Here is a 16,560-nt window from a genome sequence, read left to right as displayed (position 1 = left end):
ACGTCATGGTTCACGGAGGAACCCATGCCACTCACCAGAGTCCACAATCTTTCGATCTCGCTCGACGGCTTCGCGACCGGGGAACCGCAGTCGGCCGAGGCCCCGTTCGGCCATGCCGGCGAGCGCCTTCACGAATGGATGTTCGCCACCCGCTACTGGGACTCGTCCGGCGGCGCGGGCGCGGACGACGCCTTCGCGCAGCGGCACAGCCAGGGCATCGGCGCCGAGATCATGGGCGCGAACAAGTTCGGTCCGCCGGGATGGCAGGACGACCCCGACTGGAAGGGCTGGTGGGGCCCCAACCCGCCGTTCCACTCGCCGACCTTCATCCTCACCCACCGGCCGCGTCCGCCCGTGGAGATGGAGGGCGGCACCACCTTCTACTTCCTGGATGCGACCCCGGCCGAGGCCTTGGCGGCCGCGTTCGAGGCAGCCGACGGTCAGGACGTACGCCTCGGGGGCGGCGCGACGGTGGTGCGCGACTTCGTCGCCGCCGGGCTCGTCGATCTGATGCACCTGGTCCAGGTGCCGATCGTCCTCGGTCGTGGCGTACGCGTCTGGGACGGCCTGGAGGGCACCGAGAACGACTACGACATCGAGGCCGTCTCGACGCCCAGCGGCGTCACCCATCTGACCTTCACCCGCAAGCCTGCCGACTCCTGACGCTGGCGAACGGTCCGTCGAGGGCGGCCCACTGCAGGAGCATGACCGTCTTGCCGTCGATGATCCGGCCGTCCCGCGTCATCGCGAGCGCCTCGGCGAAGTCGAGCTCGAGCACCTCGATGTCCTCGCCCTCCTCGGCGACCCCTCCCCCGTCTCCGGTGCGGCTCGCCGGCGAGTAGGCCGCCGCGAAGAAGTGGAGCCGTTCGGTCACCGACCCGGGGCTCATGTACGCGTCGAAGACGTGGTCGACATGGTCGAGACTGATGCCGAGCTCCTCGGCGCTCTCCCTGCGGATCGCGGTGACCGGGTCGTCGGCATCCAGCAGCCCCGCGGCCGCCTCGATCAGGAGCCCGTCAGGATGGTCGTTGACGTAGACCGGATATCTGAACTGCCGCGTCAGCAGGACCGTGCCACGCTCGACGTCGTAGGGAAGGAGCACGGCGCCGTTCCCGCGGTCGTACGTCTCGCGCTGCTGTGTCTCCCAGCGCCCGTCGCGCCGGCGGTAGTCGAACGTGGTGCGCCTGAGCACGTGCCACCCCTGCGAGGTCAGCTCGACGTCTCGGACCACGACGTCGGGATTGCGGGTCAGCTCCCGTCCGGCGCGGTCGAGACCGGTGCGGCCTCGATTATCGGGAACCTCGATGCCAGGGCGTGCGTCGGCTTCGGCTGTCGTCATGGCGGCAGATTACATGCAATACTGTGCAAGAACAGAAAGGAACGTGCATGCTTGTCGGACAGCGCCGCGCCCATCTCCTGCGCATTCTGGACGAAACAGGCAAGATCGTGGCCAAGGACGTCGCCACAGACCTGGGCATCTCCGAGGACAGCATCCGTCGCGATCTGCGCGATCTGGCCGCCGAGGGGCTGTGCCAGCGCGTCTACGGTGGCGCGCTTCCCGTCTCCCCAGCGGTGGTCGACTACGCCACCCGTCGCACCGTCGAGCCCGGAGGAAAGCGCGCGGTAGCGGCCACGGCCGCCGGCCTCGTACGCCCCGGAAGCACGCTCATCCTGGACGGAGGCACCACGGCCCTCGCCGTCGCGGAGGCACTTCCCAGGGACCTGGAGTGCACCGTCATCACCAACAGCCCGACCGTCGCCTCGGCCCTCCTGCAGCACCCGGGCGCCGACCTGTTCCTCCTCGGCGGCCGGGTCTTCAAGCACTCCGCCGTCGCCTGTGGCGCCGCGGCCGTCGAAGCAGCCCAGAACGTCTCCGCCGACCTCTGCCTCATCGGCGTCACCGGCGTCCATCCCGAAGCCGGGCTCACCACCGGCGACGCCGAGGACGCCGCGATGAAGCGGGCGCTGGCCGCGCGTGCGGCCGAGACCTATGTCCTCGCCTCCTCGGAGAAGATCGGCACCGCCTCCCGCTACCGGGTGCTCCCCTGGGGTCAGATCACCGGCATCATCACCGACGCCGCCCCGACCGATGACGTGATCAAGCAGCTGTCAGCAGTCGACATCGAGATCCTGCACGCCGGCGACGACGCGTTCTAGGAACCGTTCGACCTCCCGCTTCGAACGAAGCCGCACGAACCGCAGGTGGGAGCGGCGCGGATCGGCCATCGCCGCCTCGTACCGCTTCACCTGCGGACCATACGAATCCCACGCCCAGCGGATCACCGAGTCACTGGGGCTCCAGAGACGAAGCCCGCCCCAACCCTCGCGATTGCCGTTCCAGAGCTCCTCACGCCTCGCGGCTCTCCGCAACGTACGCAGAATGACCTGCACCATCACCCGCCACCGCGGCGGGTTCACCCACACGACGAGCTCCGCCGGCCCCCGCACCAGGGTCCCTACCTTGCTCTGGTAGTTCCCGTCGATGACCCAGGCATCGCCGCGGGTCGCCTCGCGGACCCTGTCCACGAACACGTCCGGCTCTTCCTCGACCCACCCTGGCCGCCAGTGGATCGCGTCGAGCTCGACGTACGGCACGTCAAGGATGTCGGCCAGTCTCCTGGCGACCGTCGACTTGCCCGAACCCGACGATCCGACCACCGACACCCGCATCAGAGTGTCTTCTTCATGAGCACGCGACGGTATCCGCTCTCGACCAAGTAGCCGGTCTCCTCATACCCCAACCGCGCGTAGAGTCGCCGATTCTCGGTCATCGCCTCATGCGTGAAGAGCTCGACGTACGCCGCGCCGCTGGCCGTCGCGCGAGTCTCGACATGAGCGATCAGCGCCCGGCCGATCCCCCGCCCCTGATGGTCAGGCGCCACCGCAAGGTTCTCCAACAGCACGCATGCGTCCCCTAGGTGCCTGGTGACCGCGTATCCGGCAACGACGTCATCAGCCATCGCCACCCAGACCTCGCCGGACTCGATCGCCTCCTCGTAATCCGCCCCCATCGGCCCCGGCTCGAGCCCGATCCGATCCACGTACTTCGCGTACGCCGCCAGCGCGATCTCCCTCAGCCTCGGCGCGTCCGCCGGCTCCGCCGGCCTGATCGGGATGGCGCTCATGGTGGCAACCGTACGACGCACGGCCGAGGACTATGTGCGTCTGGTGAAGCGGATGTCGCCGCTGGGGAGGCGTTCGTGGAGGTAGGCGGTGTCGTGGGCGCGGTGGTGGTGATGGCTGCAGAGCAGGGCGGCGTTGTCGAGGTCGGTGGTGCCGCCTTGTGCCCATTCGATCCAGTGGTGGGCCTCGGCCCAGGTGCCGGGGATGTCGCACCCCTCGGCCTCACAGGTCGCCGACCGGAGCAGGAGGGCGCGGCGTTGAGCGGCGGTGAAGAAACGTTCCTTGCGGCCGAGGTCGAGGACTTCGGATTCGCCGCCGAGGACGGCGGGGATGATGTTGGCGGTGCAGGCCAGGCGTCGTGCCTCGGCCGCGGTGATCGGAGTCCCGCCAACGATCTGGGCGATGCCGGCTTCCTTGCGGAGCTGGTCGATATCGATCGTGACGATCACGGTGGTGGCATCGCCGCCATGGATCGGGAGCCGGGTCGGGTCGAGGGTCTCGAGGAGCTGGCAGAACGCGCGGCCCAGGCGTCGGTCGTAGGGCAGGTACTCGCCGGTCTCGGTGCGGGTGCCGTCGTCGCGGCGGGGTGAGGCGAAGGCTTCCAGGTTGGTGGCCAGCCGGTCCGCGGCCGCATCCGGGACCACCGCGGAGATCCGGGTGGTGCCGTCCCCGAGCCGCCGCATCGCCAAACGGGTCTTCTTCCTCGCGTGGGCTTCCTCGGCAGCGAGCCGTTTGGCTTCCTCGGCCTCGGCGATCTCAGGCGCGATCACATCCAGGATCCGCCGCCCGAGACGGCGCAGCTGGGTGGGGTCGAACTCGGTCGCATAGGCGACCAACGCTTCTTCGGCCTTCGTCCTGATCTCGGGATCGAGGTCAACAGGGAGGTCGTTGAGGGCGTCGACGATCACCTGGGCCTGGGCGGAGTTGCAGTCCCCGGCGCGCATCGCGGCCGCGACCCGTCCGTAGGTCCGGTCCAGGGCGTAGGCGAGCCGGAGGTCGGCGCGCAGGGTCTCGGGGCGCTGGTGGGTGTGGTGATGCAACCACGCCGCCACATCACGCGCCGCGCTCTCGGCCGCCACGTCACCGGCAGAGGCGAGCACGCGGAGTTCGAGCTCGGCCAGCTGGGACTTGGCGCGGGCGATCTCGAGCAGGGTGGCGGCCTTCTGATCGGTGGCCATGAACGACGGATTCGCCTCAGAGACCCCGCCAAGCGAGGCGGTAACCGCGACCACGGCCCCCAGCACAGGGTGTTGGGGTTGTTGCAGCGTGGTCATCGAACCGGTCACCTCCAGACGTACGAACTCTTCACACCCGCCCGCGCGGATGTGTTCTGTTCGCTGGTCTCGGAGGCCCGGCAGTACGGGCTATTACTTACCCTCGCAGCTCAGCGTTCACGCCCCTGGTTCCCCTGGACTACCCCACACCCGTTATCTCCCGGGAGACGGAGCACGCCTCTTTCGAGGTGGTCGGCCTTCACATTTACGCCTGCGCCGAGCCTACCACACAAAGCAAAACAAGCGAACCCACTCAGGGACAGATATCCCAAGCCAAAGCCAGACCGCTGCTGGAAGCCCCTAAGACACCCAAATGGCACCCAACCCAGACACCCTGCTTCTAAATCTCCCAACCCAGACAACGTATTGGCCCCACCCACGCTGGAACCCAAACACAAGTACCCGACCCGTCGAATAACCTGCAGCCATGAGTAAGCCGCTGGACGACGGGCCGTTCTACCACGGCACAAAGGCCGACCTTCGCGAAGGAGATCTACTCACCGCCGGGTTCCGCTCCAACTACAAGCCCGATGTCGTGATGAACCACATCTACTTCACCGCGCTCCCCGACGGCGCAGGCCTGGCCGCCGAGATCGCCCCCGGCGCCGGAGAGCCACGGGTCTACCTCGTCGAGCCGACCGGCGAGTACGAGAACGACCCCAACGTCACCGACAAGAAGTTCCCCGGCAACCCGACCCGTTCCTACCGCAGCAAGGCCCCGCTCCGGATCGTCTCCGAGGTCCACGACTGGACTCGACTGACCCCCGAAGCGTTGCAGATGTGGCGAGACCGCCTCGCTGCCATCCGGACGGACGACCGGGCCGAGATCATCAACTAGCCGGTCAGTGCAGCGCGGCGTCGGCCGAAGTCGTACGCCAGGCATGGAAGGCGATCGTGAGCCCGGCCCGCGTCGGAGCGCAGGTGAACGGCCCGGCCTCGGCGACGAGGTCCGGAGCGAAGGGAACGAGTCGGACGAGCTGAAGAGTCCCGCCGTCGACCGCGGCCCGGATGGTGAGCGCGTCACCGGATCGGCTGACCCGCATGAGGACGTTGCGGTCGTGCCAGTCGGGCACCGGCGCCAATGACCAGTCGGACCTGCCGTCGGTGACGACGGCGCCGAGCTGCGGCCGGCCGTCGGCGTACTCGACGCCTGCCTTGACCCAGTGCGTCTCGCTGACGCGTACGAAGATCCCAGCCTGGTCGAACTGCTGCGAGAACGCGGCCGTGAACTCGACCTCGACCGCGGTGTCCTGGTCGAAGGGAGTCAGCAGGGCGTGCTCGCTGTCGTGGACGAACCCGTAGGAGGTCGTACGCCACGCGTCGCTCCCCTCGGCGGCGGTGACGAGCAGGTCGGAGCCGCGCTCGACAGCGGCGACGGGTGGATGGGTCCAGCGCCCACTCCCCCAGCGGATCGAGGTCACAGGCGGGTCAGCCCTCGCGAATGGTCATCTTGGTGAGCCGGTCGCCGTCGATGTCGAAGACGAACTTCGAGCGGCCGTTGGCGTGGGCGGAGCGCCAGTCGCCGATCACAGTCACGCTGGTCCCCGCGGCCTCGACCTCCTCGACAGCGAGGGTGCCGTGCGCGCCGATGAACTCGTTGTCGCTCCACCCCTTGATCTGCTCGCGGCCGGTGAAGACACGGCCCCAGTCGTCGACGGCGCCACCCTCGGTGAAGGCGCCGAGGAACGCGGACTCGTCGTGCCGGTTGACGGCCTCGATGAAGGCCGCGACCGGCTCAGGGATCGTCTGCTCTGTCATGTGCACTCCTTCTCAGCGGGTGTCGCGAGTATTCAGTGTCGCTCCTCGAGCCCCACGGCCTCACGCAGGATGCGTACCGAGTCGGCGAGTTCCTCGTCGTCACGGGCCCGGGACTCCATGAGATCAGAAAGGGCCGAGGCGATCACGTTGAGCTTCTCGTGGGAAGCCTCCTCCGAGCGCCGCCCGGCGTTCTGGAGCAGCACCAGCAACAGCAGCGAGAGGACCGAGGAGCCCGTGTGCACTGCCAGCTCCCACTTGGTGCTCGAGGACCAGAAGGGGAAGCTCACCGCCCACAACAGCAGGACGCCTACGATCACATAGAAGAAAGGAGCATGGCTGACCACAGAGGTGACCACCTCCACGAAGCGCTCGAACCCGTTCCGTCCGTCGCCTCGCTGACGAGACTTCCTGGCCTTGTTCTCTACGGTCATGCGCACACCGTAGTCCCGATCGCCGCCGCTCAGGCCCCGATAACCGAGGTGACCAGGACGTACGCCGCCGTGCCGGCGAAGATGCTCAGCGTCATGCTGCCTCGCCACAGGTGCAGCCCGATCGTGATCGCGAGGGCCAAGGCAGCCGGTCCGGCAGAGGTCAGGACGACAGGGTCGGTGTCGCGGAGGGTGTAGGCGGCGAGGATGACCATCACGCCGACGGGCATCCGGTCGCCGATGTAGGCCAGCAGCGCGCTGTGCCGCAGCGGGGCGAGCATCGCGAACGGAGCCGCGCGAAGGGTCCAGGTGACGGCCGCGGAGACGAGGACTGCGGACAGGACGTACCAGGGATCAGTCACGCCTGCCCCTACGGGCGGCCAGGACGTAAGAGCAGACCAGCGCGGCACATAACATGCCCATCGCGATCAGCAGCATGTTGTCCCGCGAGATCAGCGCCGCGACGATCGCGCAGCCCAGAGCGAGAGCCGAGATCGGCAGAGACCGACGGACCTTGTACGCCTCGATCCCGAGCACCACGAACAGCGCGGTGACGGCGAAGTCGAGGCCGACCACCTGCGGCGGGATCAGCGAGCCCAGCCCGGCGCCGGCGGCCACGCAGAGCACCCACGCCAGATGGAAGAAGGCCTGGATGCTGACGATCCTGGTCCGCGACCACCCGGCCGCCTCCGGCGTCGCGGTGAGCGCGTACGCCTCGTCGGTCAGGGCGAAGGTGCTGTAGGCCCTCCACGCGCGGCCATGCACCCGGTGCATCGGGAACGAGATGGCGTAGAAGACGTGCCGGAAGTTCACCAGCAGTGTGCTGACCGCGATCTGCGCCAGCGGAGCGGCGGCGGCCAGGAGGCCGACCAGCAGGAACTCCATGGAGCCGGCGAACACGACCGCGCCGAGCACCGGCGCCCACCACCAGGCGAGCCCGGACTGGACCACCAGTACGCCGAGCGCGAGCCCCAGCGGGACGACCGCGACACAGGCGGGAAGCACGATGCGCCATCCCGCCGCGACCTCGCTGCGCGCCTCGTCGCGCGCCTGGGGAACTGCCTCCGACTCCAACACTTGCATGCCGCAAGCCTAGGAAAGTTCTGACGTCCTTGGGTTGCCCATTGGCGATGCTAAAGTGCCCCAATGCGCAATGATCATGCGATCGATGACCTGGATCGAGCAATCATTGCCGAGCTCGAGGATGACGCCCGACTGAGCAACGCCGAGCTGGCCCGACGGGTCGGGCTCACCCCGGCGCCATGCCTGCGCCGCGTACAGCGCCTGGAGCGCGACGGCGTGATCAAGGGCTACCACGCCAGCATCGACCCGAAGAGCGGCGGACGCGGTTTCGAGGTCATCGTGGCCATCGACATCGCCGTCAACGACGGCAAGACCATCGAGGACTTCGAGACCGCCGCCGTCGCCGTCCCCGAGGTCACCGAGATGCGTCGCATGCTCGGCCAGCCCGACTACTACCTGCGCGTCCAGGTCGCCGACCCCGATGCGTACGAGGCCCTCATCGTCGGGACGATCTCTCGGCTGCCCGCGGTGAACAGGCTGCTCTCGCATCAGACCATGCGGCTGATCAAGGGCTGATCGAATCCGGCTCGAAGCGGGCGAGCCCGAGGCCCACGACCAAGCCGGACGCAAGGGCGAACCCGTGCTGGTCGCGCAGCGCACACAGGACCACGGTCGTCGCGATCAGGACGACCATCGGGGCCTGCAAGCGGTGACTACGTCGTCGGCCGTACGTGGCAACGACCGCAGCGGCAGCGACCATGAACATCGTCGCCATCGAGTTGCCTGCGCCTGAGTCTCCGAGGACGGCAAGCGTCAGCAGGTTCCCGATCACTCCGCCGCTCACGAACATGACGATCAACATCGGCCCGGAGAACACCTCACCGACGACCGCCACCGAGATGGCCAGCGCGACCAGGTTGAAGAGAGTGCCGAACCAACCGCCGTCCTGCAGGCCCATCGACGTGACAAGGCGCCACCACTCGCCGTCTGCGATCGCGGCAGCATCGCGCTGGCCTGCGGCAAGCATCCCCGGCAAGGCGATCTGGAGCAACGAAGGGATGGCGACCACGCACCAGAGCCCGACGCCCCAAAGGGTTGGACGCGGCCGCGACTCCTTCGACGCGGCATCGGCTGCGGCACGGATCACAGCCCACCCGCCGACATAGGCCGCCCCGTAGCGAGGCCGAGTACGACGCTCACGCGTCCACCGCTTCCCGACCGGAGCTCAGCACCTGCCGCGTTCGGTCGTCAGCGGGGACGAAGGTCTCCAGGTGAAGGCCGCTGAGCGTGACGTCGGCGGCGCTCTCGATCTGGCTGGCGACGCTGAAGAAGCGGAGCACGAGGCCGCCGGCGTCGATCTCCAGCGGGACGACCGGGTCCGCCAGCGGCCGGGCTGACGGCCCGTCGCCGGCGGGGTAGGCGGTGACCTCGTCGCGGAGCGCGACCAGGGCCGGGTCACCGCCGGTGTGCGTGATGCGCCGGCCGAGCTGGTGGAGCAGGTGGGCACGCCAGACGGGAAGGTTGCGGATCCGCGGGGCGAGTCCTCGCGGATGCAGGCAGAGCCGGATCACGTTCAGCGGGGGCTCGAGAAGGCTGGGATCACAGCCATCGAGCAGCCCGTCGACGGGCTGGTTGGCATCGACGATGTCCCAGTGGTCGTCGAGGAGCAGAGCTGGGTACGGCGCGTGGGCGTCCAACAGGCTGCGGAGGCCGGCCATCACCGGCGCGAGCGCGTCGTCGTCCGTGGCGCGGTGCGGATAACGAGGGGCGAACCCTCCGGCGAGCAGGAGCCGGTTCTGCTCGGCCATGGGCACCCGCATCACCTCGGCCAGCCGGACGATCATCTCCGGCGTCGGCTGGGAGCGCCCGTTCTCGACGTAGCTCACGTGCCGCGTGCTCACCTCGGCCTGAGTGGCGAGCGCGAGCTGGCTCAGCGACCGCAGCTCGCGCCAGCGGCGAAGCTCGCTGCCGACGGACGATGACGGAGACGCTGACGGTGACGTCGCGGTTGAGATCACGGCCCGAGGCTAGCCAACCCGGCATAGCAACGACCATGACCTCAGAGGTTATCGACCGGCGCACCGACCAGCGGCGAACCTTCTCGTGGTAACCCGATCCGAGAGAAGGAAGACACCATGAACGACATCGTGACGCGCTACCTCGACACCTGGAACGCCACCGACGAGTCGGTGCTCACCGAGCTGCTGGCCAAGCACTGGTCCGACGACTGCGTCTACGTGGACCCGCTCGCAGACGTCAAGGGTCGCGAGGCCGTCGGGGCGACCATCCAGGCCGTACGCGCGCAGTTCCCGGACTTCGTGTTCACCCCCGTAGGCACGGTCGACTTCCACCACCAGCAGGCCCGGTTCCAGTGGGGTCTGGGCCCGGCCGGCGAGGAGCCGGTCATCATCGGCTTCGACGTGGTCGTGGTCGACGAGGACCAGCGGATCCGTGACGTACGCGGCTTCCTCGACAAGGTTCCCGCCTGAGATCAGGCGCGTGGCAGCACGCCCACGAGTGCGGCACTGCACGAGGTCCGCAGGGCGTCGCGCAGATCCAGGTGGAGCACGCCGAGGTCGGGCTCGTCCGCATAGGCGGCGAGCAGGCTCGGCGGTGGCGGAACGTACGCCGCCAGGGCGCCCGCCGAGATCAGGCTCATCAGGCAGAACGTCTGGGCGCCGTCACCTAGCTCGGGCAGGTGACGGCGCACGAGCTCGACCATGGTCACGAGCTTCGCGTGGGAGGAGCGCTTGTGGCGCTTGACGACCTCGACCGAGACGTTGTGCTCGAGGACGCCGCCCTGCGCACCGAAGAGGTCGCAGAGCACCATCCGCTCCGACAGCGACCGGCTGAGCACCTCGGCCAGCTGGTCCGCCCGCACCTCCGGCGACGCGTCGGCCTCGACTCCCGCGGCCAGCTCCTCGGCCAGCTCGTCGAGCCAGGTTCCCAGGAAGTCGTCCAGCAGCTCGAGCAGCACCGCCTCGCGCGACTCGAAGTAGCGCAGGACGTTCGACTTGGCCAGCCCCACCCGCCGGCTGAGCTCGTTGAGACTCACCTCGGCCACCGGCATCTCGTCGAGCATCGCCGCCGCCGTGTCCAGGATTGCCCGGCGGCGGATCTCCCGCTGCTCGTCGCTTCGCGCCCGTTGGAATGTCACACCCCCAGGCTAACTTAAAGACCGCCGGTCCCTTGACATCAGACCAGCGGTCTCTTAAGTTGGTCGTAACAGACCGATGGTTCTTTAGGGAGTGGACAATGAGCGAGACCTGGACTGAGCAGCACATCCCCGATCAGCACGGCAGGGTGGCGATCGTGACCGGCGCCAACACCGGGCTGGGCTACGAGACCGCCCGGATGCTCGCGGAGCACGGAGCCCACGTGGTCCTGGCCGTCCGCGACGTCGAGAAGGGGAAGCAGGCGGCCGCGCGCATCGACGGCGACGTCTCCGTCCAGGTCCTCGACCTGACCTCCCTGGACTCGATCCGATCGGCGGCGGCAGACCTCCGCGCCACCCATCCGCGGATCGACCTCCTGATCAACAACGCCGGCGTGATGTACACGCCGAAGCAGAGCACCGAGGACGGCTTCGAGCTGCAGTTCGGCACCAACCATCTGGGCCACTTCGCCTTCACCGGACTGCTGCTGGACCACCTCCTCCCCGTCCCCGGGTCCCGGGTCGTCACCGTCAGCAGCATCGGTCACCGCATCCGCGCCGACATCCACTTCGACGACCTGCAGTGGGAGCGCTCCTACAGCCGCGTCGCCGCGTACGGCCAGGCCAAGCTCGCCAACCTGATGTTCACCTACGAGCTCCAGCGCCGGCTCGCACCGCACGGCACCACGGTCGCGGTGGCCGCGCATCCCGGCGGGTCCAACACCGAGCTCGCCCGCAACACCCCCGCCGCGCTTCGGGTGCCGCTCACCTGGCTCGCGCCGCTGATCACCCAGCCGGCCGAGATGGGCGCCCTGCCGACCCTGCGCGCCGCGACTGACCCGGCCGTCATCGGCGGCCAGTACTACGGACCCGGCGGCCGGGGCGAGGTTCGCGGACATCCGAAGCTGGTGACCTCCAGCCCCGCCTCCTACGACCTGCCGACCCAGCAGCGGCTGTGGACCGCCTCCGAGGAGCTCACCGGCGTACGCATCCCTCCTGCTCAGTCCCGGGCCAAGGCTGCGAGCGCTTCGGTCTCGAGGTCGAGGTAGCTCTCGTCGCTGACATCGACGGCGACGCCGAGGATCTTTCCCCCGGTGAACGTGAACGGTGCCCGGTAGCTGCGGCTGACCGCATCGGCGCTGTCGAAGCCGACACAGAGGCCGTCGCCGCACAGGGTGAACTTGCCGATCTGAGCACGCATCTCCCCACTGGCCACGACCTGGTCGTCGACGTACAGGTTGGTGGTGCCGACCGACTCCTTGTGCGGCCCGGCGCCTTCGCGGATGAACTCCATGCCCAGCGCATGCGGCCCCGGCGTCAGCGGCTCGGAGACGAAGGTCTGCTCCGGCGGGATACCGAGGAAGTTGTAGACGTAGTGCAGCTTGCCGTCCTGGAGGAACAGCGCGTGCCCGCCGAACCGGGAGCCGTGCGCGAAGATCACGCCTTCGGCGCCGTCGCTGATGTCGACGTCCGCGATGATCTTGTACGAACGCCCGCGCACGTTCACCGCCACGCCTTCCGGCACCGCGCCGCTGCCTGGGTAATAGACGTACCGGTCGCGCGGGGGCTCGGCCTGGGGGCGTTCGACGGTGATCATCTCCAGCGCGGAGCGGTCGTCGAGCGGGAGTCCGTGATACTTCTCGGCCTCCTCGAACCAGGCTGCGACCAGCTCCTGCACCTTCTCCGGATACTGCTCGGCCAGGTTCTTCGACTCCGACCGGTCCTCGTCGACGTGGTACAGCTCCCATCGATCCTGATCGAAGTGACCCTTCCCGGTCAGCGGCGCGTGGGTCGCTGCTGCCTTCCAACCGTCCTGCCAGATGCCTCGGGTGCCGAGCATGCAGTAGTACTGGCGCTTCTTCAGGGTCGGCGCGTCGGCGCTGTCGAAGCTGTACGCCATCGAAACACCCGGCAACGGCTCCTGCTCCACCCCGCGGTAGACCTCCGGCATCTCGAGGCTGGCGAGCTCCAGGATGGTCGGCACGATGTCGGTGACGTGGTGGTACTGGTGCCGGACCTCGCCCTTCGCCTGGATGCCGGCCGGCCAGTGGATGACCAACGGGTCACACGTGCCGCCGGAGTACTGGCTGTACCGCTTGAACATCTGGAACGGCGTGCTGAATGCGGCCGCCCAGCCGGTCGGATAGTGGTTGTACGTCTCCGGTGAACCGAGCTGGTCCAGCATCGCGAGGTTCTCGGCGAGGTCGTCGGGGTAGTTGTTGAAGAACTTGTTCTCGTTCACCGAGCCGGCGTCCGATCCCTCGCCCGAAGCGCCGTTGTCGGCGCAGTAGAAGACGATCGTGTTCTCCAGCTGACCGGTCTCCTCCAGGTAGTCGATGATCCGCCCGACCTGGGCATCGGTGTACTCACTGAAGCCGGCGAAGACCTCGGCCATCCGGGCGAAGAGCCGCTTCTCGTCCTCACCGAGCTCGTCCCACGGCGTGACGTGGTCGGCCGGGTTGGCCTGGTCCTCAGCCACAGGGTTCCACGGGTTCAGCTCAGTGCCCTCGGGAAGGATGCCCCTCTCGATCATCCGGGCGAGCACCCACTCGCGGTAGGCGTCGTAGCCGTCGTCGAAGGCGCCCTTGTACTTGTCGATGTACTCCTGGGGTGCGTGGTGCGGCGCGTGGTTCGCACCGGGGCAGAACCACATGTACCAGGGCTTCGACGGGTTGGACGCGTTCTGGTCGCGCAGCATCTTGATCGCGCGGTCGGCGAGGTCCTTGGAGAGGTGGTAGCCCTCCTCGGGCGTGTACGGCTGGTCGATGTAGTGGTTGTCCTCGGCCAGGTCGGGGTACCAGTTGTTGGTCTCGCCGCCGAGGAAGCCATAGAACCGGTCGAAGCCCTGCTGCAGCGGCCACTGCTTGCGGCTGGCGCCGGCGGAGTTGTCCTCCTCCGGAACGTTGTGGTTCTTGCCGAGCCAGAACGTGCTGTAGCCGTTGTCCTGCAGGATGTGCCCGACGGTGGCGCACTCCTCCGGAATCTGGCCGGCCTGACCCGGGAACCCGTTGGTCCCTTCCATGATCGAGGCGACCCGGTTCGTAGTGTGGTTGCGGCCGGTCAGCAGACAGGACCGGGTCGGCGAGCACAGCGCGGTGGTGTGCCACTGGGTGTAGGTCAGTCCGTTGTCGGCCAGGCGCTGCAGCGTCGGCATGTTGACCCGACCGCCATACGGCGACCAGGTGGCCATACCGGTGTCGTCGTAGAGCACGACGAGCACGTTGGGCGCGCCCTCCTTCGCCGTCGGAAGCTCGTACGGGGACCAGTCCGGGACCGAGTCCCGGACGTCCAGGTTGATGACGCCGTTGAATTCCTTGTCGGCCATGACTCGTCCTCTACTCAGCGGATCCGGGAAACCACCGACCACCACGAGACGTACGTCAGGAACTGAACCTGCACCTGGGGAGGTCGGCCACGTCCACCCTTGGCGCACCCTGCCATCACTGCTTCACCCGGTTTGAGTGAGTCACCCGTCGGGCATCACGCCGGGCCCAGCGGCGAGAGCGGCCGCTCGAAGAAGGTCTCCAGGACCACCGTCGCCTGGGTTCCACTGACGCCCTCGATGGCATAGATCCGGCGCAGCACATCCTGCAGCTGCTCGGTGGTCGCGGTCCTGACCTTCACCAGCACCGAGGCGCTGCCCGCGATGATGTGCGCCTCCACGATCTCCGGAAGCTCGGCGAACGCCTGCGCCGAGTCCCCCATCCACGACGTCGAGTCGACCATGACGTACGCCAGGACTCCGCTGCCCACGGCGGCCGGGTCCACGTCGGCGGTGGTGCGCCGGATGACGCCACTCTCGCGCAGCTTGCGTACGCGCTCGTGAGCCGCGCCCGCGGAGAGGCCGACCGCCTGACCCAGCGCGGCGTAGGACTGGGTGGCGTCGCGCTGAAGCTCGACCAGCAGCTCGCGATCGATGTGGTCCACAGGGTCTCCGTTCAGAAATATCTTGCGCTGACCATATCTGATCTTGCAGTCTTCGTCTCAGGCCGATTCAGGTTCGGCGCAACGGACATTGAGGAGTTGACTCCATGAGCAGCGATCGCCCTGGGCTGTACGAGATGCTTGACGACCGGTTCCGCACCGGGCGGTGTATGAACGGTGACGAGGCGCTGGAGGTCCTCTTCACCGGGTGCCGCTGGGCCGAGGGGCCGATCTACGTGCCCTCGTGGCGCCAGGTGGTCTGGAGCGACATCCCCAACGACCGGATGCTTCGCTGGGACGAGGAGACCGGGAACGTCGGCGTCTTCCGCCGCGCCGCCGGGCACACCAACGGCAACACCCTCGACCGTGAGGGCCGGTTGATCACCTGCGAGCAGGGCAACCGCCGGGTCACCAGGACCGAGCACGACGGCACGATCACTGTGCTGGCCGAGCGCTGGCAGGACAAGCGCCTGAACAGCCCCAACGACGCGACAGTGAAGTCAGACGGCTCGATCTGGTTCTCCGACCCCGACTTCGGCATCACCAGCGACTACGAGGGCTACCGCGCCGAGAGCGAGATCGGCTCCAACAACGTCTACCGGATCGACCCGGCCACCGGCGAGGTCCGCCTGGTCGCGGACTGCTTCGGCGCCCCGAACGGGCTGGTCTTCTCCCCCGACGAGCGCCAGCTCTTCGTCTCCGACACCCGTGCCGGCAAGATCTGGGTCTTCGACGTACGCGAGAACGGCACCCTCTCCGACGGCGAGGTCTTCGCCGAGGCCGGAGCCCGCGATGGCGCCCGTTTCGACAACCTCCGCTTCGACGACGGTGGCCGGCTCTGGGTCGCCGCGATGAGCGACGGCGTGCACTGCTACGACCCCGACGGCACCCTCATCGGCCGGCTGAACGTCCCCGAAGTCGTCTCCAACATCTCCTGGGGCGGCGCCAAGCGCAACCGCCTCTTCATCACCGCCGAGACCAGCCTCTACTCCGTGGTCATGGGCGTCACCGGCACCCACCCGACCGGGCCCGGACGCCGGCCCTGGCTGTAGCCGGCGGCGATCCGGGCGTCAGAGGACACGGTCTGCGACCCGTACGCGCTCGGCGCTCTCGAGCGCAGCGGCCAGGCGCGCGGCGTCGACCGGAGCGGCGGGCGCGGTCAGCATGTCCTCGACGGGGGTCGACTGGTCGGCGAGGTAGACGCGGGTGTAGCCGGCGGCCTCGGGCTCGAAGCGCCAGCTCTCGGCGAGTGATCCCGCATCGTGTACGTCGTAGCCCAGTCGGTCGATCATGGCGGCCGCGACCGACTTCGCCCGCTGGTCATCGCCGGCGATCGGGAGGGCCGTGCGGTCGGCGGCCCCCGAAGGCCGGGCGAGCAGCGGGATGTGGTGGGCCAGGATGTTGTTGAACGCCTTGACCAGCTGCGCGCCCGCGAAGTGCCGCTGCACGAGCTCGCTCGTAGTGACCTGCTCGTCGTCCAGCTCGCGGATGCGGCCGTCCCGGTAGGGGTAGTAGTTGCCGGTGTCCAGCACCACCTTGCCGGCGAGCAGCGACGGCGGGATGCTCGCGTGGGCCGGCAGCGGCACCGAGAGCACCACGACCTCGCCCGCGGTCGCCGCCTCCTCGGTCGTCCCCGCCACGGCCAGCGGACCCAGCTCCTCCACCAGGTCGGCCAGGCTCTCCGGTCCCCGTGAGTTGGCGATGACGACGGGTACGCCGCCGGCCACCGCCAGCCGGGCGATCGCCGCCCCGATGTTCCCGCTGCCGATGATTCCGAGCCTGGACAATCTGATCCTCGATCCGAAGAAGGTGGTGGACTGTGCGGGCGGAGACGTCCCGCTGCTATGTTCACCTTCATTTAAACATAGGGCTGCGA

21 protein-coding genes and 1 pseudogene are annotated in these 16,560 nt (G+C 68.3%); 7 read left to right on the top strand and 15 right to left on the bottom strand.

Features of this window, described 5'->3' with window-relative positions; genetic code table 11:
• Positions 1-24 precede the first annotated feature (24 nt).
• On the top strand, positions 25-663 hold the full coding sequence (locus tag ABZY89_RS06920; protein WP_355225770.1) for a dihydrofolate reductase family protein: 639 nt from the start codon (positions 25-27) through the stop codon (positions 661-663).
• Here the strand turns inward: ABZY89_RS06920 and ABZY89_RS06915 are convergent.
• The gene (locus tag ABZY89_RS06915; RefSeq protein WP_355225768.1) at positions 638-1,339 is read right to left on the bottom strand and encodes an NUDIX domain-containing protein; all 702 of its coding nucleotides are present in this window, start codon (positions 1,337-1,339) and stop codon (positions 638-640) included. The two genes, ABZY89_RS06920 and ABZY89_RS06915, sit on opposite strands and share 26 nt — an antisense overlap.
• A gap of 47 nt (positions 1,340-1,386) precedes the next feature.
• Between ABZY89_RS06915 and ABZY89_RS06910 the strand changes: the two genes are divergently transcribed.
• The gene (locus ABZY89_RS06910) at positions 1,387-2,157 is read left to right on the top strand and encodes a DeoR/GlpR family DNA-binding transcription regulator (RefSeq protein WP_355225767.1); all 771 of its coding nucleotides are present in this window, start codon (positions 1,387-1,389) and stop codon (positions 2,155-2,157) included.
• On the opposite strand, the gene ABZY89_RS06905 is transcribed toward ABZY89_RS06910, so the two are convergent.
• From ABZY89_RS06905 to ABZY89_RS06895, 3 genes are read right to left on the bottom strand one after another with little or no spacing between them, the layout of a single operon-like run.
• Positions 2,110-2,670: a hypothetical protein gene (locus ABZY89_RS06905; protein WP_355225765.1), complete on the bottom strand. Its 561-nt coding sequence runs from the start codon at positions 2,668-2,670 to the stop codon at positions 2,110-2,112. The two genes, ABZY89_RS06910 and ABZY89_RS06905, sit on opposite strands and share 48 nt — an antisense overlap.
• Entirely contained in the window at positions 2,670-3,125 is a 456-nt protein-coding gene (locus tag ABZY89_RS06900; protein WP_355225764.1) for a GNAT family N-acetyltransferase, read from the bottom strand. Before ABZY89_RS06900 ends, ABZY89_RS06905 begins: the two co-directional genes overlap by 1 nt.
• A 30-nt stretch (positions 3,126-3,155) precedes the next feature.
• Positions 3,156-4,301 carry a DUF222 domain-containing protein gene (locus tag ABZY89_RS06895; RefSeq protein WP_355225762.1) on the bottom strand — a complete coding sequence of 382 codons (1,146 nt, stop codon included), beginning with the start codon at positions 4,299-4,301 and terminating at the stop codon, positions 3,156-3,158.
• Positions 4,302-4,824: 523 nt separating this feature from the next.
• Here ABZY89_RS06895 and arr point away from each other — a divergent pair.
• The gene (gene arr, locus ABZY89_RS06890; RefSeq protein ID WP_355225760.1) at positions 4,825-5,235 is read left to right on the top strand and encodes an NAD(+)--rifampin ADP-ribosyltransferase; all 411 of its coding nucleotides are present in this window, start codon (positions 4,825-4,827) and stop codon (positions 5,233-5,235) included.
• A gap of 4 nt (positions 5,236-5,239) precedes the next feature.
• Here arr and ABZY89_RS06885 read toward each other — a convergent pair whose 3' ends face one another.
• From ABZY89_RS06885 to ABZY89_RS06865, 5 genes are read right to left on the bottom strand one after another with little or no spacing between them, the layout of a single operon-like run.
• The gene (locus ABZY89_RS06885; protein WP_355225759.1) at positions 5,240-5,818 is read right to left on the bottom strand and encodes a DUF1349 domain-containing protein; all 579 of its coding nucleotides are present in this window, start codon (positions 5,816-5,818) and stop codon (positions 5,240-5,242) included.
• A gap of 7 nt (positions 5,819-5,825) precedes the next feature.
• Positions 5,826-6,155: a nuclear transport factor 2 family protein gene (locus tag ABZY89_RS06880; RefSeq protein WP_355225757.1), complete on the bottom strand. Its 330-nt coding sequence runs from the start codon at positions 6,153-6,155 to the stop codon at positions 5,826-5,828.
• 32 nt (positions 6,156-6,187) lie between these two features.
• Positions 6,188-6,586: a low affinity iron permease family protein gene (locus ABZY89_RS06875; protein ID WP_355225756.1), complete on the bottom strand. Its 399-nt coding sequence runs from the start codon at positions 6,584-6,586 to the stop codon at positions 6,188-6,190.
• A 29-nt stretch (positions 6,587-6,615) separates the two neighbouring features.
• Positions 6,616-6,945 (bottom strand): AzlD domain-containing protein, encoded by a 330-nt coding sequence (locus ABZY89_RS06870; protein ID WP_355225754.1) that lies wholly within the window; start codon positions 6,943-6,945, stop codon positions 6,616-6,618.
• The gene (locus ABZY89_RS06865) at positions 6,938-7,666 is read right to left on the bottom strand and encodes an AzlC family ABC transporter permease (protein ID WP_355225752.1); all 729 of its coding nucleotides are present in this window, start codon (positions 7,664-7,666) and stop codon (positions 6,938-6,940) included. Before ABZY89_RS06865 ends, ABZY89_RS06870 begins: the two co-directional genes overlap by 8 nt.
• A 63-nt stretch (positions 7,667-7,729) precedes the next feature.
• On the opposite strand from ABZY89_RS06865, the gene ABZY89_RS06860 reads away from it, so the two are divergent.
• Positions 7,730-8,182, top strand: a complete 453-nt coding sequence (locus tag ABZY89_RS06860) for an Lrp/AsnC family transcriptional regulator (protein WP_350838185.1) — start codon at positions 7,730-7,732, stop codon at positions 8,180-8,182.
• Here the strand turns inward: ABZY89_RS06860 and ABZY89_RS06855 are convergent.
• Both ABZY89_RS06855 and ABZY89_RS06850 read right to left on the bottom strand, forming a co-directional pair.
• The gene (locus tag ABZY89_RS06855; RefSeq protein ID WP_355225750.1) at positions 8,172-8,675 is read right to left on the bottom strand and encodes a rhomboid family intramembrane serine protease; all 504 of its coding nucleotides are present in this window, start codon (positions 8,673-8,675) and stop codon (positions 8,172-8,174) included. The two genes, ABZY89_RS06860 and ABZY89_RS06855, sit on opposite strands and share 11 nt — an antisense overlap.
• A 127-nt stretch (positions 8,676-8,802) precedes the next feature.
• Positions 8,803-9,624: a helix-turn-helix transcriptional regulator gene (locus tag ABZY89_RS06850; protein WP_355225748.1), complete on the bottom strand. Its 822-nt coding sequence runs from the start codon at positions 9,622-9,624 to the stop codon at positions 8,803-8,805.
• Between the two features lie 117 nt (positions 9,625-9,741).
• On the opposite strand from ABZY89_RS06850, the gene ABZY89_RS06845 reads away from it, so the two are divergent.
• On the top strand, positions 9,742-10,095 hold the full coding sequence (locus ABZY89_RS06845; protein ID WP_355225747.1) for a nuclear transport factor 2 family protein: 354 nt from the start codon (positions 9,742-9,744) through the stop codon (positions 10,093-10,095).
• 2 nt (positions 10,096-10,097) lie between these two features.
• On the opposite strand, the gene ABZY89_RS06840 is transcribed toward ABZY89_RS06845, so the two are convergent.
• Positions 10,098-10,763 (bottom strand): TetR family transcriptional regulator, encoded by a 666-nt coding sequence (locus ABZY89_RS06840; protein WP_355225746.1) that lies wholly within the window; start codon positions 10,761-10,763, stop codon positions 10,098-10,100.
• A 98-nt stretch (positions 10,764-10,861) separates the two neighbouring features.
• Between ABZY89_RS06840 and ABZY89_RS06835 the strand changes: the two genes are divergently transcribed.
• Entirely contained in the window at positions 10,862-11,809 is a 948-nt protein-coding gene (locus ABZY89_RS06835; RefSeq protein ID WP_355225744.1) for an SDR family NAD(P)-dependent oxidoreductase, read from the top strand.
• Here the strand turns inward: ABZY89_RS06835 and ABZY89_RS06830 are convergent.
• Positions 11,761-14,085 carry an arylsulfatase gene (locus ABZY89_RS06830; protein ID WP_355225743.1) on the bottom strand — a complete coding sequence of 775 codons (2,325 nt, stop codon included), beginning with the start codon at positions 14,083-14,085 and terminating at the stop codon, positions 11,761-11,763. The genes ABZY89_RS06835 and ABZY89_RS06830 overlap by 49 nt on opposite strands.
• 155 nt (positions 14,086-14,240) lie before the next feature.
• A complete protein-coding gene (locus ABZY89_RS06825; RefSeq protein ID WP_355225742.1) occupies positions 14,241-14,687 on the bottom strand; it encodes an Lrp/AsnC family transcriptional regulator in 447 nt (148 codons plus the stop codon).
• 104 nt (positions 14,688-14,791) lie between these two features.
• Here ABZY89_RS06825 and ABZY89_RS06820 point away from each other — a divergent pair, with 104 nt between their 5' ends.
• Complete coding sequence (locus ABZY89_RS06820; protein ID WP_355225740.1) at positions 14,792-15,736, top strand: SMP-30/gluconolactonase/LRE family protein; 945 nt, start codon at positions 14,792-14,794, stop codon at positions 15,734-15,736.
• Positions 15,737-15,754: 18 nt separating this feature from the next.
• Here the strand turns inward: ABZY89_RS06820 and ABZY89_RS06815 are convergent.
• A pseudogene (locus ABZY89_RS06815) lies at positions 15,755-16,492 on the bottom strand (NADPH-dependent F420 reductase); the annotation flags it as partial.
• Positions 16,493-16,560: the final 68 nt, after the last annotated feature.

The organism is Nocardioides sp. NPDC006303 (assembly GCF_040613175.1).
Lineage (GTDB): Bacteria > Actinomycetota > Actinomycetes > Propionibacteriales > Nocardioidaceae > Nocardioides.
The sequence above is the reverse complement of the archived record's forward strand: the minus strand, read 5'-3'. Positions and strand labels throughout refer to the sequence as shown.

Bases quoted from the DNA above. Each gene is read 5' to 3' on its own strand.
- ABZY89_RS06915 (WP_355225768.1), bottom strand. From the start codon at position 1,339: ATGACGACAGCCGAAGCCGACGCACGCCCTGGCATCGAGGTTCCCGAT.
- ABZY89_RS06845 (WP_355225747.1), top strand. From the start codon at position 9,742: ATGAACGACATCGTGACGCGCTACCTCGACACCTGGAACGCCACCGAC.
- arr (WP_355225760.1), top strand. From the start codon at position 4,825: ATGAGTAAGCCGCTGGACGACGGGCCGTTCTACCACGGCACAAAGGCC.
- ABZY89_RS06905 (WP_355225765.1), bottom strand. From the start codon at position 2,670: ATGCGGGTGTCGGTGGTCGGATCGTCGGGTTCGGGCAAGTCGACGGTC.
- ABZY89_RS06920 (WP_355225770.1), top strand. From the start codon at position 25: ATGCCACTCACCAGAGTCCACAATCTTTCGATCTCGCTCGACGGCTTC.
- ABZY89_RS06865 (WP_355225752.1), bottom strand. From the start codon at position 7,666: ATGCAAGTGTTGGAGTCGGAGGCAGTTCCCCAGGCGCGCGACGAGGCG.
- ABZY89_RS06835 (WP_355225744.1), top strand. From the start codon at position 10,862: ATGAGCGAGACCTGGACTGAGCAGCACATCCCCGATCAGCACGGCAGG.
- ABZY89_RS06895 (WP_355225762.1), bottom strand. From the start codon at position 4,301: ATGGCCACCGATCAGAAGGCCGCCACCCTGCTCGAGATCGCCCGCGCC.
- ABZY89_RS06820 (WP_355225740.1), top strand. From the start codon at position 14,792: ATGAGCAGCGATCGCCCTGGGCTGTACGAGATGCTTGACGACCGGTTC.
- ABZY89_RS06900 (WP_355225764.1), bottom strand. From the start codon at position 3,125: ATGAGCGCCATCCCGATCAGGCCGGCGGAGCCGGCGGACGCGCCGAGG.
- ABZY89_RS06860 (WP_350838185.1), top strand. From the start codon at position 7,730: ATGCGCAATGATCATGCGATCGATGACCTGGATCGAGCAATCATTGCC.
- ABZY89_RS06910 (WP_355225767.1), top strand. From the start codon at position 1,387: ATGCTTGTCGGACAGCGCCGCGCCCATCTCCTGCGCATTCTGGACGAA.
- ABZY89_RS06830 (WP_355225743.1), bottom strand. From the start codon at position 14,085: ATGGCCGACAAGGAATTCAACGGCGTCATCAACCTGGACGTCCGGGAC.
- ABZY89_RS06875 (WP_355225756.1), bottom strand. From the start codon at position 6,586: ATGACCGTAGAGAACAAGGCCAGGAAGTCTCGTCAGCGAGGCGACGGA.
- ABZY89_RS06880 (WP_355225757.1), bottom strand. From the start codon at position 6,155: ATGACAGAGCAGACGATCCCTGAGCCGGTCGCGGCCTTCATCGAGGCC.